The 13,880-nt window shown below is 30.7% G+C and carries 17 protein-coding genes; 14 read left to right on the top strand and 3 right to left on the bottom strand.

All coding sequences use genetic code 11. The annotated features are described in order from the left end of the window. The first annotated feature begins 8 nt into the window (after positions 1 to 8). The 11 genes from prs (at position 9) to BTO06_RS08365 (ending at position 7,377) form a co-directional block, all read left to right on the top strand. On the top strand, positions 9 to 839 hold the full coding sequence (gene prs / locus BTO06_RS08415) for a ribose-phosphate diphosphokinase (RefSeq protein WP_100924878.1): 831 nt from the start codon (positions 9 to 11) through the stop codon (positions 837 to 839). Positions 840 to 863: 24 nt separating this feature from the next. Continuing rightward, on the top strand, positions 864 to 1,499 hold the full coding sequence (locus BTO06_RS08410) for a DUF4291 domain-containing protein (RefSeq protein WP_100924877.1): 636 nt from the start codon (positions 864 to 866) through the stop codon (positions 1,497 to 1,499). Positions 1,500 to 1,520: 21 nt separating this feature from the next. Beyond that, the gene (locus BTO06_RS08405; RefSeq protein WP_100924876.1) at positions 1,521 to 2,033 is read left to right on the top strand and encodes an O-acetyl-ADP-ribose deacetylase; all 513 of its coding nucleotides are present in this window, start codon (positions 1,521 to 1,523) and stop codon (positions 2,031 to 2,033) included. Then, positions 2,030 to 2,503, top strand: a complete 474-nt coding sequence (locus BTO06_RS08400; RefSeq protein ID WP_100924875.1) for a macro domain-containing protein — start codon at positions 2,030 to 2,032, stop codon at positions 2,501 to 2,503. Before BTO06_RS08405 ends, BTO06_RS08400 begins: the two co-directional genes overlap by 4 nt. 154 nt (positions 2,504 to 2,657) lie before the next feature. After that, positions 2,658 to 2,975 carry a hypothetical protein gene (locus BTO06_RS08395; RefSeq protein ID WP_157811782.1) on the top strand — a complete coding sequence of 106 codons (318 nt, stop codon included), beginning with the start codon at positions 2,658 to 2,660 and terminating at the stop codon, positions 2,973 to 2,975. Continuing rightward, positions 2,944 to 3,495, top strand: coding sequence for an RNA 2'-phosphotransferase (locus BTO06_RS08390; protein ID WP_100924873.1), 552 nt, complete (start codon positions 2,944 to 2,946; stop codon positions 3,493 to 3,495). Before BTO06_RS08395 ends, BTO06_RS08390 begins: the two co-directional genes overlap by 32 nt. 3 nt (positions 3,496 to 3,498) lie before the next feature. Further along, complete coding sequence (locus tag BTO06_RS08385; protein WP_100924872.1) at positions 3,499 to 4,047, top strand: prolyl hydroxylase family protein; 549 nt, start codon at positions 3,499 to 3,501, stop codon at positions 4,045 to 4,047. A gap of 1 nt (position 4,048) precedes the next feature. Beyond that, positions 4,049 to 4,807: a metallophosphoesterase family protein gene (locus tag BTO06_RS08380; protein ID WP_100924871.1), complete on the top strand. Its 759-nt coding sequence runs from the start codon at positions 4,049 to 4,051 to the stop codon at positions 4,805 to 4,807. Between the two features lie 63 nt (positions 4,808 to 4,870). Next, positions 4,871 to 5,416 (top strand): NADAR family protein, encoded by a 546-nt coding sequence (locus tag BTO06_RS08375; RefSeq protein WP_100924870.1) that lies wholly within the window; start codon positions 4,871 to 4,873, stop codon positions 5,414 to 5,416. A 1-nt stretch (position 5,417) separates the two neighbouring features. Next, a complete protein-coding gene (locus tag BTO06_RS08370) occupies positions 5,418 to 5,849 on the top strand; it encodes a nucleoside 2-deoxyribosyltransferase domain-containing protein (protein ID WP_100924869.1) in 432 nt (143 codons plus the stop codon). Positions 5,850 to 5,928: 79 nt separating this feature from the next. Beyond that, positions 5,929 to 7,377, top strand: a complete 1,449-nt coding sequence (locus BTO06_RS08365; RefSeq protein WP_100924868.1) for a nicotinate phosphoribosyltransferase — start codon at positions 5,929 to 5,931, stop codon at positions 7,375 to 7,377. A gap of 51 nt (positions 7,378 to 7,428) precedes the next feature. On the opposite strand, the gene folD is transcribed toward BTO06_RS08365, so the two are convergent. The 3 genes from folD to BTO06_RS08350 all read right to left on the bottom strand — a co-directional run bounded on the left by folD (position 7,429) and on the right by BTO06_RS08350 (position 10,281). After that, positions 7,429 to 8,307, bottom strand: coding sequence for a bifunctional methylenetetrahydrofolate dehydrogenase/methenyltetrahydrofolate cyclohydrolase FolD (gene folD / locus BTO06_RS08360; protein ID WP_100924867.1), 879 nt, complete (start codon positions 8,305 to 8,307; stop codon positions 7,429 to 7,431). 77 nt (positions 8,308 to 8,384) lie between these two features. Continuing rightward, positions 8,385 to 9,713 (bottom strand): signal recognition particle protein, encoded by a 1,329-nt coding sequence (gene ffh / locus BTO06_RS08355; RefSeq protein ID WP_100924866.1) that lies wholly within the window; start codon positions 9,711 to 9,713, stop codon positions 8,385 to 8,387. Positions 9,714 to 9,753: 40 nt separating this feature from the next. Further along, complete coding sequence (locus BTO06_RS08350; RefSeq protein WP_100924865.1) at positions 9,754 to 10,281, bottom strand: DinB family protein; 528 nt, start codon at positions 10,279 to 10,281, stop codon at positions 9,754 to 9,756. A gap of 151 nt (positions 10,282 to 10,432) precedes the next feature. On the opposite strand from BTO06_RS08350, the gene BTO06_RS08345 reads away from it, so the two are divergent. The 3 genes from BTO06_RS08345 (at position 10,433) to BTO06_RS08335 (ending at position 13,879) form a co-directional block, all read left to right on the top strand. Continuing rightward, positions 10,433 to 11,767, top strand: a complete 1,335-nt coding sequence (locus BTO06_RS08345; RefSeq protein WP_100924864.1) for a hypothetical protein — start codon at positions 10,433 to 10,435, stop codon at positions 11,765 to 11,767. Positions 11,768 to 11,858: 91 nt separating this feature from the next. Beyond that, positions 11,859 to 12,863: a sensor histidine kinase gene (locus tag BTO06_RS08340; RefSeq protein WP_100924863.1), complete on the top strand. Its 1,005-nt coding sequence runs from the start codon at positions 11,859 to 11,861 to the stop codon at positions 12,861 to 12,863. Next, a complete protein-coding gene (locus BTO06_RS08335; RefSeq protein ID WP_100924862.1) occupies positions 12,860 to 13,879 on the top strand; it encodes a histidine kinase in 1,020 nt (339 codons plus the stop codon). The genes BTO06_RS08340 and BTO06_RS08335 overlap by 4 nt, the downstream gene beginning before the upstream one ends. The last annotated feature ends 1 nt before the right edge of the window (position 13,880 follow it).

The raw sequence follows: 13,880 nt of genomic DNA, 5'->3' as shown, positions 1-13,880 counted from the left end.
ACACAAAAATGATTATAAATTTAGATACATCTTTTCATCCGCTTGGAGCAAACCAAATTGATTTTGAATCTTTTGTCTTTTCAGGAGGTGAACCGCACATTAAAATTAAAACAGATGTAAAGGATATTTCTGAAGTTATCGTTACAACAAGAATTACATCATTTAATGATTTTGGATTGTTGATTTGTACTGTTGATGCTTTAAGGAGAAGTGGTGTTTCTATTATCAATGTGTTTATACCCTATTTTCCAGGAGCAAGACAAGATAGAGTTATGATTCCAGGAGAACCTTTAACAGTAAAAGTGTATGCAGAGATATTAAATGACTTATGTGTAGATAAAGTAATAGTTTTTGACCCACATTCGGAAGTTACGCCAGCAGTATTAGATAATTGTGAAGTCGTTACAAATTACAAGTTTATAGAAAAGGTTATTCAAAAAATAGGAAAAGAAGTGTTGTTAATTTCTCCAGATGGAGGAGCATTGAAAAAGATTTATAAAGTATCAGAATATTTAGGGGGAATTGCTGTGATTGAATGTTCTAAAAAGAGGAATGTTACTAACGGAAAATTAGAAGGTTTTAAAGTATATGAAGAAGATTTACAAGGAAAAGACTGTTTAATAGTGGACGATATTTGTGATGGTGGAGGAACGTTTATGGGACTTGCAGAGGAATTGAAAAAGAAAAATGCTGGTGATTTGTATTTAGCCGTAAGTCACGGAATTTTTAGCAAGGGAGTCGAAAGTTTACAGGAACATTTTACGCAAATTTTCACAACGGATAGTTTTAGAGATGTAGAGGGAATTGATCAAATTAAATTGATGGATTTATTGAATTAGTAAAGAAAATTAAAAAGAAGAATTATGAAATTGATATTAAAGAAATATTCAGAACAATTAAAAGAGTGGCCACAAAATGGATACCACATTATGGCTCAATATGATGAAGAAAAAGTAATTGTATATCAATCATACAGACCAGAAATAGGAAATTTCGCAACAAAAAATCAATTTTTTGGAGGGCCTTTTAAATACACAAGAATGACTTGGATTAAGCCTAACTTTCTTTGGATGATGTATCGAAATGGTTGGGCAACAAAAGTAGGACAAGAAGTTGTTTTGGCAATCCATTTAAAACGCGAAGCATTCGAAAGATATTTAAGTCAGGCAGTTTATTCTAGTTTTCAGTCAGAATTATATAGAGATTGGGATGATTGGCAACATCATGTTAAGAATTCATCTATTCGATTACAGTGGGACCCAGATCACAATCCATACGGAGGAAAATTAGAAAGAAGAGCGATTCAAATCGGAATACGGAATGAAGAGATTATCAAGTATGCAAAGGAAGATATTTTAGAAATCGAAGATGTATCTGAATTTGTTAGAGAACAGTATCAATTTGTTTTAGCTAAAGAATTGGATAAACTAATCATACCAGCGGAAAGACCATATATATCATCAAGTGATGAAGTTAATAAGTTTTTGAAGTTGAAATAGAGAAGGAAAAAAATATGAATCATGAAAATAGAAGTAATACAAGGCGATATTACAAAAGTTGAAGTTGATGTGATTGTCAATGCTGCTAATTCAAGTTTACTCGGAGGAGGAGGTGTAGACGGAGCAATTCATAGAGCTGGTGGACCAAAAATTCTTGAAGATTGTCAGAAAATTAGAAATAGACAGGGAAAATGTAAAACAGGAGAAGCGGTTATCACAACAGCGGGTAATTTGCCAGCAAAAAAAGTAATTCATACCGTCGGGCCAGTATATAATGGAGGTCAACGATTAGAAAAAGAAAAAGAATTATTGGCTAACTGTTACAAGAATAGTTTAGAACTTGCTAAAGAGAATAATTTTATAAGTATAGCATTTCCCAATATAAGTACTGGGATCTATAAGTTTCCAAAAGAATTAGCTGCTCAAATTGCCATAAAAACGGTTAAAGAGAATGCAGTTTTAGAAAAGGTGATTTTTGTCTGTTTTGATGATGAGAATTATACGGTTTATAAAAATTATTTAGAAAAAGAATGAAGGAAATTAAATATATAGAAGGAGATGCAACACAACCTCAAGGTAAAGAGAATAAAATTATAGTTCATGTATGTAATGATATAGGACGCTGGGGAAAAGGATTTGTTGTAGCTATTTCAAAGTGTTGGCCAGAACCGGAACAAAAGTATAGAGAATGGTATAAGTCTGGAGAGAATTTTGAATTAGGTAAAGTTCAATTTGTACAAGTGGAAGACAATTTATGGGTGGCAAATTTAATTGGTCAACGAAAAATAAGAAAAGATGAATTTGGAAATCCACCAGTTCGATATGAAGCTATTAATTTAGGAATGGAAATAGTTGCGAAAAAAGCAAATGAATTAAATGCATCTGTCCACATGCCAAGAATTGGTTGTGGTTTGGCAGGAGGAAAGTGGGAACATATAGAACCTATTTTAAAAAAGAATCTTAGCGATAATAGTTTAGAGGTTATTGTTTATGACTTCAAATGATTTTTCACATATAAAATTTACATATCGGAAAGATAACATACTTTATAAGTATAAAAATAGACAGTATCAAATTTATTGTGGAGATAGTACTGATGTATTAATATTTCTAGATTATCTAGTTGAATTTAAACTTTCCAATAGGGAAAAGAGCAAAATGATCGAAGAAATAATTTCATTTATAAGAATTGAGGAAGGTGTAAAACCAATTCTATATTTCAATTTAGATTATAAAGATTCGAAATTGTGGGAATCTTTAATGTATAATCAGATTAGAGAAATTAAAGGAGTTGAAATTACCTCTATAGATGAAGGGAATAGAATGTTCTATAAAAATTTAACTGAATCCTTCAAGTCTGGTAAAGGAGTACATTATATAAGTGGATATAAAATTAAGAACAAAAGAGATCTCGATAAATATTGGGATAAAATAAAAGAAAAAGATGAACGAAAAAGAAATAAAAAGAATAAGTAAATTTCTAAGTCTGCTGTTACGACATCAACCAGAAACAATTGGTTTAAATTTAGATGAAAATGGATGGGCAGATGTTGAGGAATTAATTGATAAATCGAAAAAAAGACGAATGCATTTTTCGATATCAGATTTAGAAAAAGTGGTAGCGGAAAATGATAAACAACGTTTTAGTTTTAATGAAGATAAATCTAAAATTAGAGCGAATCAAGGTCATTCGATTAAGAATGTAAATCTAGAGTTTGAAGCTATCGAGCCGCCAGAAAATTTATATCATGGAACCGTTGAAAAGTTTTTAGAATCTATAAAAACAAATGGTCTTCAAAAAATGAACAGACAACATGTACATTTAAGTGAAGATGTAATAACAGCCACAAAAGTTGGAAGCAGAAGAGGAAAACCAATAATCTTAGTGATCAACTCAGGTTGGATGTTTCGTGAAGGTTACGAATTTTATAAATCTAAGAATGGGGTTTGGTTAACAGATCAAGTTCCTAGTAAATTTATACAGTTTAAAAATTAAGTCGTGAGAAAGAAGGAGTTACATAAAGAGGTTTTTATAGTAGAAGATTTTTTGAGCAAAGACGATTGTGAAAACTTTCTTCAGAAATATGAGAATGAAAATTTTGAAGAAGCAAAAGTATCAATTGATGGAGAACAGGTTATGTTTAAAGGAATTAGAAATAACGACAGATACATGTTCTTCGATGAATCTTTGGCAGTAGCATTATGGAATAGAATAAAGGAATTTGTGCCTAGCAAGATTGGTTTTTATAGAGCAATAGGATTAAACGAAATGTTTAGAGTGTATAAGTATTCTGTAGGACAAAGATTTAAAATGCACATAGATGGAAGTTTTAAAAGAAATTTAGAGGAAGAAAGCTTCTTATCTTTCATAATTTATTTGAATGATGATTTTGAAGGAGGAGAAACTGAGTTTAGGAATTTATTTGTAGTGAAACCAGAAAAAGGAAAAGCACTAATATTTAGACATCGATTAAGACATGAAGGAAAAGAAATTATTTCTGGAATAAAATATGTGTTGCGTACTGATATAATGTATAAGAGAATTTAAAATGAGAACATTTACAATAGGAGACATACATGGAGGTTTTAAAGCCCTGAAACAACTTATATCTAAGTTGGATTTAACAGCTAATGATACACTTATTTTCTTGGGTGATTATGTTGATGGTTGGAGTGAGTCGGCTCAGGTTTTAGATTATCTAATTGAATTGGATAAAAGTCATAAATGTATTTTCATTAAAGGAAATCATGATGTGTATTGTGAAAATTGGTTAAAAACCGGTGTGAAGCATCACAAATGGTTATTCCACGGTGGAAAGAATACAATTACGAGTTACAATGAATATTCTGAAAATCAGAAGAACGAACATTTACAATTCTTGGAACGTATGAACCTTTTTCATGTAGATAATGAAAATAGACTGTTTATTCACGCAGGATTTACCTCTATGCATGGTCCATATCAAGAAGTTTATGAATCGAACTACACTTGGGATAGAACTTTGTGGGAAATGGCATTAACCATGGATAAACGAATAAAGAAGGATTCTCTATTATTTCCAAAACGTTTATTACTGTTTAATGAAATTTATATCGGACATACGCCAACCACCAATTACAATATATCAGAACCAATGCAAGGCTGTAATGTTTGGAATGTCGATACAGGTGCAGCATTTAAAGGAAGTTTAACTGCCTTAAATATTGAAACTAAAGAGTTTGTTCAAACCGATCCTGTTTATCTTTTATATCCAGAGGAAGCAGGAAGGAATGAACGTCCGCATAAGGAAGTAGAGAAAAACATTTAACTTATAAAGTAATTAGTTGAGTTAGTTATATGTTGTTTTTAAATAGAAGAAAGAAATAAAGTTATGAAATATTCTAACCGTACAATACAAGACAAGTACAATTATGATGAAAATTTAAAGTTTTTATTTTTTTGGGGACATCAACCCAATAAAGATGGAAGTGTAGGTAAGGGTTGTTTTAGTCAATGGTGGGAATCAGATTTTCAAATAGATGGAATAGTTTATAAATCGGCTGAACATTTTATGATGGCCGAAAAGGCTCGATTATTTAATGATCAAAAAAGTCTGACAAAAATAATAGAATCAAAACATCCACATGATGCGAAGAAATTGGGAAGAAAAGTATTGAATTTTAATCCTAAAATTTGGGATAAATATAAGTTCGATATTGTTGTTAAAGGTAATTTAGCTAAGTTTTCTCAGGATGATGAATTAAAGAAATTCTTAATTCAAACCAATGATCGTATTCTCGTAGAGGCAAGTCCTGTTGATAATATCTGGGGAATTGGAATGGCAGCAGATAATGAAAATGTGATGAATCCAAATTTATGGAAAGGACATAATTTATTAGGTTATGCTTTGATGGAAGTACGTGATCAACTTCAATAGTATGAGAGTATTTACTGCAAAAGATAAACTACCTGTAAAGAACGAGGATGAAACTTGTTGTTTTCTTGCAGGTAGTATCGATTTTAAGGAATCTACATCTTGGAGAGATTTAGTAGTTAGTGGAAGCTCTAAGAATACGATCTTTTTTGATCCTACAAGAGAAGATCATGATGTACTTGGTAATCAGGAAATGGTGTGTCATATCCAATGGGAATTAGAAGCACTAGAATTAGCGGATATGATCATTCTTAATTTTCTTCCAGATGCCAAATCTCCAATTTCACTTGTGGAATTAGGGTTATACAGGAAATCAAATAAACTTATTGTTAGATGTCCAAAAGAATTTTTCCAATACCGTTATGTGAGTACAATTTGTGATAAATATAATACACCAATATATCATAATTTCGAGGAGGTTTTTAAATATGTGTAAATAATACGCATAATAGTTTGTGGGGTATATTTAATATTTTATATTTGTGTTATTATTACGCAAAAAACAAATTATTATGATGAATCCATTATTATATACAGACGGTTATAAAGTAGATCACAGAAGACAATATCCAGATAATACAACCTTAGTATATTCAAACTGGACACCGAGAAAAAGTAGAATAGAAGGAGTGAATGAAGTAGTATTTTTTGGATTGCAATACTTCATAAAGAAATATGTAATTCAAGAGTTCAATCAGAACTTTTTTCAACAACCTAAAGAACAAATTCTAGAAAAATATGCTAATAGAATAAATAACTATTTAGGTGAAAATAAAGTAGGAGTAGAGCATATTGGCGCTTTACATGATCTAGGTTTCTTACCAATTGTAATAAAAGCATTACCAGAAGGAGTATCAGTTCCAATTCGGGTTCCTATGTTTACCATGTATAATACATTACCTGAATTTTTCTGGTTAACAAATTATTTCGAAACACTGCTATCAACAACTATTTGGATGCCATGTAATTCTGCTACAATTGCCAAACAATACAGAAAAATATTGGATGCATATGCAGAAGAAACCTCAAGTATTCCTGAATTTGTAGATTGGCAAGGGCACGATTTCTCAATGAGAGGAATGGCAGGATTAGAAGCAGCTGTTTTGTCAGCTTCAGGTCACTTATTAAGCTTTACTGGAACTGATACAATTCCGGCTATAGATTTTCTAGAGGAATATTACAATGCTAATGCAAATGAAGAACTTGTTGGAGGATCAGTTGCTGCAACGGAACACTCTGTTATGTGTATGGGAACAAATAGTGGAGAAGAAGAAACATTTAAAAGATTAATTACTGAGGTTTATCCTAACGGAATTGTTTCTATTGTTTCTGATACTTGGGATTTATGGAAAGTGCTAACAGAATATCTACCGAATTTAATAGAAGAAGTTTTAAGTCGAGATGGAAAAGTTGTTATTCGTCCAGATAGTGGTGATCCTGTAGATATTATTTGTGGTAACCCAAATGGTACAACAGAAGTTGAACAAAAAGGTGTAATTCAGTTACTTTGGGAAGTGTTTGGAGGTGAAATAAATGAAAAAGGTTATAAAGAATTAGATCCACATATTGGAGCAATCTATGGAGATAGTATAACGATAGAAAGAGCAACACAAATTTGTGAACGATTAAAGCAAAATGGATTTGCTTCTACTAATGTTGTGTTAGGAATTGGTTCTTTTACGTATCAATATAACACGAGAGATACTTTTGGTTTTGCTATGAAAGCAACTTATGGAGAAGTTAATGGAGAAGGAAGAGCTATTTATAAAGATCCAATTACAGATGATGGAACTAAAAAATCTGCAAAAGGTTTATTGAAAATAGTTAAAGAAGAAGGAAAATATCAATTAATTGATGAAGTGAGTTGGGCAGAAGAACAAGAAGGAGAATTAAGAGAAGTATTTAGAGATGGTACATTATTAATTGATGATTCTTTATTAGAAATTAGAAAGCGAGTAAACTAAAAAAGGGAAGCTAAATGCTTCCCTTTTTTAGTTTTTATATATCAATCTTCTTTAGGAATTTCTTCGCTTATTCGCTATTAACGTATTTTTTAATAACATTGCAATGGTCATCGGTCCAACTCCACCAGGAACAGGTGTAATAAATGAAGATTTTTCAGCTACTTCGTCAAAAGCAACATCTCCAACCAATCTGAAACCACTTTTCTTAGAAGGATCTGCAACTCTAGTAATTCCAACATCAATAATTACGGCTCCATCTTTTACCATATCACCTTTTAAGAATTCTGGAATTCCTAAAGCAGCCACGATAATATCTGCTTCTTTAGTTATTTCTTCTAAGTTTTTCGTTCTACTATGTGTTAATGTAACTGTCGCATTTCCAACTTTTCTTTTTTGAGATAATAAAATACTCATTGGGCTTCCAACAATATGGCTACGACCAATTACAACAACGTTCTTTCCTGAAGTTTCAACTTCATAACGTTCTAATAATTCTATAATTCCAAAAGGAGTAGCAGAAATAAAAGTAGGTAAATTTAAAGCCATTCTACCAACATTTTCAGGATGGAATCCATCTACATCTTTGGCAGGATCAACAGCTAATAATACTTTTTGTTCATCAATATGTTTTGGTAATGGTAGTTGAACGATAAAACCGTCAATATCATTATCAACATTTAAAATTTCAATTTCATTCAAAAGTTCAGCTTCTGTAGTTTCTTCAGGAAGTTGAATTAAAGTAGATTCAAAGCCTACGCGTTCACAAGCTTTCACTTTTGCATTTACGTAAGTTAAACTAGCTCCATCATTTCCTACAATAATAGCAGCTAAGTGCGGTGCTTTTTTTTCATTTCTTTTTAATTCACCTACTTCTAAAGCGATTTCCTCTTTAATGTCTGCAGAAGTCTTCTTTCCGTCTAATAAGATCATTGTTGCGTGTTAGTGTGTTGTGTGTAAATATGTCTAAATAAAAAAGAGAAGCGCACACTTCTCTTTTAGTTTTATTGTTATCTCATTCCTCGCATCATTTGCATCATACGTTTTCCGCCTCCTCCTTGCATCATTTTCATCATTTTACTCATCTGATCAAACTGCTTCATTAGCTGATTTACTTCTTGCACGGATGTACCAGATCCTTTTGCGATTCTCTTCTTTCTACTTGCATTTATTAAAGAAGGCTTGCTTCTTTCGTCTGGCGTCATTGAATAAATAATCGCTTCAATTCCTTTGAAAGCATCGTCGTCGATATCCATTCCTTTTAACGCTTTACCAGCACCAGGAATCATTCCAACTAAGTCTTTCATGCTTCCCATTTTCTTTATTTGCTGAATTTGGTTTAAGAAATCATCAAATCCAAACTGATTTTTAGCAATCTTCTTTTGAAGTTTTCTTGCTTCAGCTTCATCGTATTGTTCTTGAGCACGTTCTACTAACGATACAACATCTCCCATTCCAAGAATACGATCTGCCATACGATTTGGGTGGAAAACATCAATTGCATCCATTTTCTCACCAGTACCAATAAACTTGATTGGTTTGTCTACAACAGATTTGATAGATAAAGCAGCTCCACCACGAGTATCACCATCTAATTTTGTAAGCACAACACCATCAAAATTTAAAACATCATTAAAGGCCTTTGCAGTATTTACAGCATCTTGACCTGTCATAGAATCTACAACAAATAATGTTTCATTAGGAGTAACGGCTTTATGAATATTAGAAATTTCCGTCATCATTTCCTCATCCACAGCTAAACGACCAGCGGTATCAATAATAACAACATTCTTTCCGTTAGCTTTGGCATGCTTAATTGCATTTTGAGAAATTTCAACAGGATTTTGATTTCCTACTTCAGCATAAACTTCAACACCAATTTGTTCACCTACAACTTGCAACTGGTTAATAGCGGCAGGACGATACACATCACAACCAACTAATAACACCTGTTTAGTTTTCTTTGTTTTAAGATAGTTAGCAAGTTTACCCGAGAAAGTTGTTTTACCCGAACCTTGTAATCCAGACATCAAAATAACTGTTGGAGAACCACCTAAATTGATACCTACAGTATCACCTCCCATTAACTCAGTTAATTCATCCTTAACAATTTTTACCATCAATTGTCCTGGGTTTAACGTAGTTAATACGTCTTGTCCCATCGCCTTATCTTTAACGGTATTCGTAAATTGCTTCGCTATTTTAAAGTTAACATCGGCATCTAATAAAGCTCTACGTACTTCTTTTAACGTTTCAGCAACGTTTACTTCATTAATCTTTCCGTGTCCTTTCAGCGTATGTAACGCTTTATCTAATTTTTCACTTAAATTATTAAACATTGGTGTCTGCTACATTTTTAGAGGCACAAATATAGTTATTTCAGGAGTAGTTTTCAATTAAATCTTTTGTGTGATGTTCAGTATGATAAGCTGTCCACATAATAATTTCTCTTAGAGGCATTTTACCCATTAATGGATGAGGAACAATTAGAGAATTTAGCTTCTTATTGTTCAATTTTTGAGTTTTATTTTGAAGCTTTTTATTCTGATTATGAAGTGATTTCAATAATTGCTCAAATTCCTTTTCGGAAGGTGTTGCAACTGCGGCATTATAAGTTTTTGCTTTCTCTTTGTTGTCTTCAAGTTTGTCTCGATACCTCCGAACCACTTGTTCATACCGACGAACTTCTCGATTAGCCTTTCCAAACTTATATTTTAATAAGAAAGAAGGCATACTCAGGGCATAGTTTAATTTCTTTATAGAATCTACTAAATGTTGTATATGTTGACCAATAGACCATTTTCCTTCTGGTCCTTTTTCCCAATAGTTATTTTCTTGTTTATTTAACCAATCAAATAGTTCTTGATGCTTTTCTTCCAGTAAATTATTGATGGCTTGTTTCTCCATGATTTTCCAAAATATTTCCAACTAAAGATAGGAATTTTATAAAGTTTTACAATTGACTACATAAATACTACAGTTGGCTACATTTTGTTTTTTTTCACTGATTTGCTGTTCTATTTTTGAAGTATAATTCAAAAACAAAAAAATAACACTTATGAAAGCAAAGTCATTTTTACTAACCATTTTAGCAACTATTTTTAGTTTATTAATAACTACTGATAGTTTTGCCCAACGTACAGTTAGTTACACAAGTACAAAGAAAAGAATAGGGAATTTTTCTATTGATATCAAAGGGAAAGGAGATTTTAAAATTGAGTATGAAGGAGATATTGTTTTATCTGAAGATGATAAAGATATTGTCTCAATCTCGAGAGGTGGATTTATTGAAATTAAAAAATCGAGTTTTGGAAAGAAAAGAAGATTACTAATAGAAGCTGAAAGCGGAACTCTAAAGAAAAGATATTATGTTGGTTGGAATGAGAAAAGTTATCATCCAGAGGGAAAAGCTTGGTTGGCTGAAATTCTACCAGAAATCATTAGAAATACAACTATTGGGGCAGAATCTAGAGTAAAACGTTTTTATAAAAAAGGTGGCGTGAATGCGGTTCTATCAGAAATACGTGAACTAGAAAGTGATTATGTTACATCTGCCTATTTTTCTTACTTAATGGAATATAATTTGAATAATTCAGAATTAATAAGAGTAGTTGATGTTGCAGGAGATAAAATAGATTCAGACTATTATTTATCGGAAGTTTTGCAAAAAAATCAAAAAGCATTTTTAGGAAATTCACAAACTTTGTCAGCATACATTAAGGCATCGAAAAATATTCAGTCAGATTATTATCAGTCTCAAGTTTTAAGTAAGGCAATTTCAAATGATGATATTTCTGATGATCAATTGGGAGACTTACTTCAAATTTCAAATAATATTGATTCTGATTATTATTTATCACAAGTGTTGGGGAAAATATTAGACAAAAGAGATTTGAATAAATCAAACATGGAAAAGGTTATGACACTTTCAAATAGCATATCTTCAGATTATTATAAAAGCCAAGTGTTAAAAAAAGCATTGAAAAAGAAGAATCTATCAAATCAAAACTACAAGCAGTTTATTTCTTCAATCGATGATGTAGATTCAGATTACTATTCTTCTAGTATTATTGAAGATTTATTGAAAAAGGATTTAAATAATTCATCATTAACCCAGTTATTAGGTTTAATCAATAAAAATGTGGGTTCAGATTATTATGCTTCTTCATTGTATAAGAAATTAGCTAAGAAAAATTTATCAGAGGACCAATTAATAAAAGTTCTAAACTCATTAAAAAATATCAATTCATCTAATTACTTATCAAGTTCTTTAGTTGCGTTTGCACCAAGTGTAAAGAATTCGTCTCAAAGAGTAAAAGATGCTTATATGACAAGAGCAAAATCTATTAATTCAGATACATATTTCGGAAGAGCTATGAAAGCGATTTACTAGCACCATAATTAAGGTGATTAAGTTTCTAAATGATATTTAATTACCTTAGTTATATCAATCAAAAAAATCAACTAATCAAATTTTAATAAACATGAAAAAACATATTCTAATTGCGAGTATTGGCGGAATATTAGGATTTCTCGTAGGATATTATATGTTAATTAGTGACCAAAATGAAAGTATAACGGTAACAAATTTGTTCCGTTTTACTTTGTTAGGGGTTTCTGCAGGATATGTAAATCATGTTTGCGCAATTTTGTTAGACAAGTATCTACCTTGGAAAAAATATGACGGAACTCGATTATTACTTGGTATTCTTGCTCATTTTTTAGGATCTTTTCTGTTGGTTTTTCTTTGCTTGTATGTTTATTTTTATATTAACGGTGAGATAGAATTTCTATCAACGTTTAAACTACCTCTTTTAAAATTGGGAATCTTGTTATTTCTAATTTCAATAGTTTTTCAAGTGATTTATTTCGTTTTATATTCTTTTTATTCTTACTCCATTCTTCAAATTGAAACACTAAGATTAGAACGTAAACAAATAGAACAACAGTTAAATGCCTTAAAGTCTCAAATTAGTCCACATTTTTTATTCAATGGTTTAAACACAGCATCTTCTTTAATTCATAAAGATGAACAGAAAGCATCTTCCTTTATTAGAAAATTTGCTCAAATGTATGATCATGTTTTGAAGAGTTATTCGAAAAAACTAACAACTGTTACTTCAGAATTAGAGTTGGTAATTTCTTGTAACTATTTAATTTCAAATAGATTTGGAAAAAAATATACTTGTGATATTAATATTGATTCAGAAGTTTTAGAAACTAAAATACCGCCATTAGCTTTACAAATGTTAGTTGAAAACGCTGTAAAACATAATGTTTTAAGTGAAGAGAATCCTCTTAAAGTTGAGATAACAAATGATAAGGAATTTATCTATGTTAGAAACAATGTTACAAAATTACCCAATAAAGTTAATTCTACTAAAATTGGTTTGAAAAATATTAATACTCGTTATTTACTATTAAAAGGACGAGGAATTATAATAACTAACGGACAACACTTTCTTGTTAAATTGCCAATTATTAGATGATAAAGTTATTTATTCATAAACCGTTATTTCGTTTATTAAGCCCGATTTTCAGTGGAGTTATTGTATATCTATTAATTTTATTGGTAAACAATAATGTAGCTCAATTGCAAAATGAATTTCTTGGAGAAGAATTATATGTATGCATAGGAATGTCGTACATTATTCAAGAGTTTTCTAGATTGCTTTTACTATTGTTTAAGAGAGTTAAGTTCTTCACAAATGAGTTGATATCAGTTATCGTTCAAATTATTGTATCCATGCTGTTATGTGTAGGATTGGTTACGATTATTATTTCCTTTTACTATAAAAGTATACTTGGTTTTTCTGCTAATTCTGAAGAGCTATGGTTATTTAATTCAATTTTTTGTTCAATCACTATTATTTATATTTTGCTATTCATAAGTCACCAGTATTTACATAAGATAAATAGTGAAAAACTAAAAGAAGAAGAGATTTATCTAAATCATATAGAACAAGATTTTAACGAATTCAAACAAGGTATAAATCCTGATTTATTATTTGAAAGTTTAGAAAACTTGTTAGTTCTCATAAAACACGATAAAGAAAAGGCGGATGATTTTATTGATTATTTGGCTACTATATATCGCTACATTTTATCGAGTAAGCAAAAACAATTAGTTCATTGGAATGAAGAATTAGAATCCACTGAGGTTTTAGTAAAACTATTTAATTATTTGCCCTATAGAAATGTATCTATTTTAAATAAGTTAGAATCTTCATTTTTAATCGTTCCAAGAAGCTTACTTTTTATTGTTGAACAAATTATAAGAACTACTATAATTTCTATTAATGTAGAATTAATTATTACCATTGAAGAAGAGAAAGATAAGTTTATAATTAGTTATGCAACAAACGATAAAATCACTTCAGTATTTTCGATAGATAGCTTTAAGGAAATAGAAAGAATTTACGGGATTTATAGTGATTATAAAATTGAAGTGATCTCAACAGACTCAACACGAACCATCAAATTACCAAAACTAACCACAAAATAAT

This window comes from Tenacibaculum sp. SZ-18 (genome assembly GCF_002813915.1).
Classification (GTDB): Bacteria; Bacteroidota; Bacteroidia; order Flavobacteriales; family Flavobacteriaceae; genus Polaribacter.
The sequence above is the reverse complement of the archived record's forward strand: the minus strand, read 5'-3'. Positions and strand labels throughout refer to the sequence as shown.

Bases quoted from the DNA above. Each gene is read 5' to 3' on its own strand.
- ffh (WP_100924866.1), bottom strand. From the start codon at position 9,713: ATGTTTAATAATTTAAGTGAAAAATTAGATAAAGCGTTACATACGCTG.
- BTO06_RS08345 (WP_100924864.1), top strand. From the start codon at position 10,433: ATGAAAGCAAAGTCATTTTTACTAACCATTTTAGCAACTATTTTTAGT.
- BTO06_RS08410 (WP_100924877.1), top strand. From the start codon at position 864: ATGAAATTGATATTAAAGAAATATTCAGAACAATTAAAAGAGTGGCCA.
- BTO06_RS08350 (WP_100924865.1), bottom strand. From the start codon at position 10,281: ATGGAGAAACAAGCCATCAATAATTTACTGGAAGAAAAGCATCAAGAA.
- BTO06_RS08400 (WP_100924875.1), top strand. From the start codon at position 2,030: ATGAAGGAAATTAAATATATAGAAGGAGATGCAACACAACCTCAAGGT.
- folD (WP_100924867.1), bottom strand. From the start codon at position 8,307: ATGATCTTATTAGACGGAAAGAAGACTTCTGCAGACATTAAAGAGGAA.
- BTO06_RS08375 (WP_100924870.1), top strand. From the start codon at position 4,871: ATGAAATATTCTAACCGTACAATACAAGACAAGTACAATTATGATGAA.
- BTO06_RS08390 (WP_100924873.1), top strand. From the start codon at position 2,944: ATGAACGAAAAAGAAATAAAAAGAATAAGTAAATTTCTAAGTCTGCTG.
- BTO06_RS08405 (WP_100924876.1), top strand. From the start codon at position 1,521: ATGAAAATAGAAGTAATACAAGGCGATATTACAAAAGTTGAAGTTGAT.
- BTO06_RS08340 (WP_100924863.1), top strand. From the start codon at position 11,859: ATGAAAAAACATATTCTAATTGCGAGTATTGGCGGAATATTAGGATTT.
- BTO06_RS08335 (WP_100924862.1), top strand. From the start codon at position 12,860: ATGATAAAGTTATTTATTCATAAACCGTTATTTCGTTTATTAAGCCCG.
- BTO06_RS08370 (WP_100924869.1), top strand. From the start codon at position 5,418: ATGAGAGTATTTACTGCAAAAGATAAACTACCTGTAAAGAACGAGGAT.
- BTO06_RS08365 (WP_100924868.1), top strand. From the start codon at position 5,929: ATGAATCCATTATTATATACAGACGGTTATAAAGTAGATCACAGAAGA.
- BTO06_RS08395 (WP_157811782.1), top strand. From the start codon at position 2,658: ATGATCGAAGAAATAATTTCATTTATAAGAATTGAGGAAGGTGTAAAA.
- prs (WP_100924878.1), top strand. From the start codon at position 9: ATGATTATAAATTTAGATACATCTTTTCATCCGCTTGGAGCAAACCAA.
- BTO06_RS08380 (WP_100924871.1), top strand. From the start codon at position 4,049: ATGAGAACATTTACAATAGGAGACATACATGGAGGTTTTAAAGCCCTG.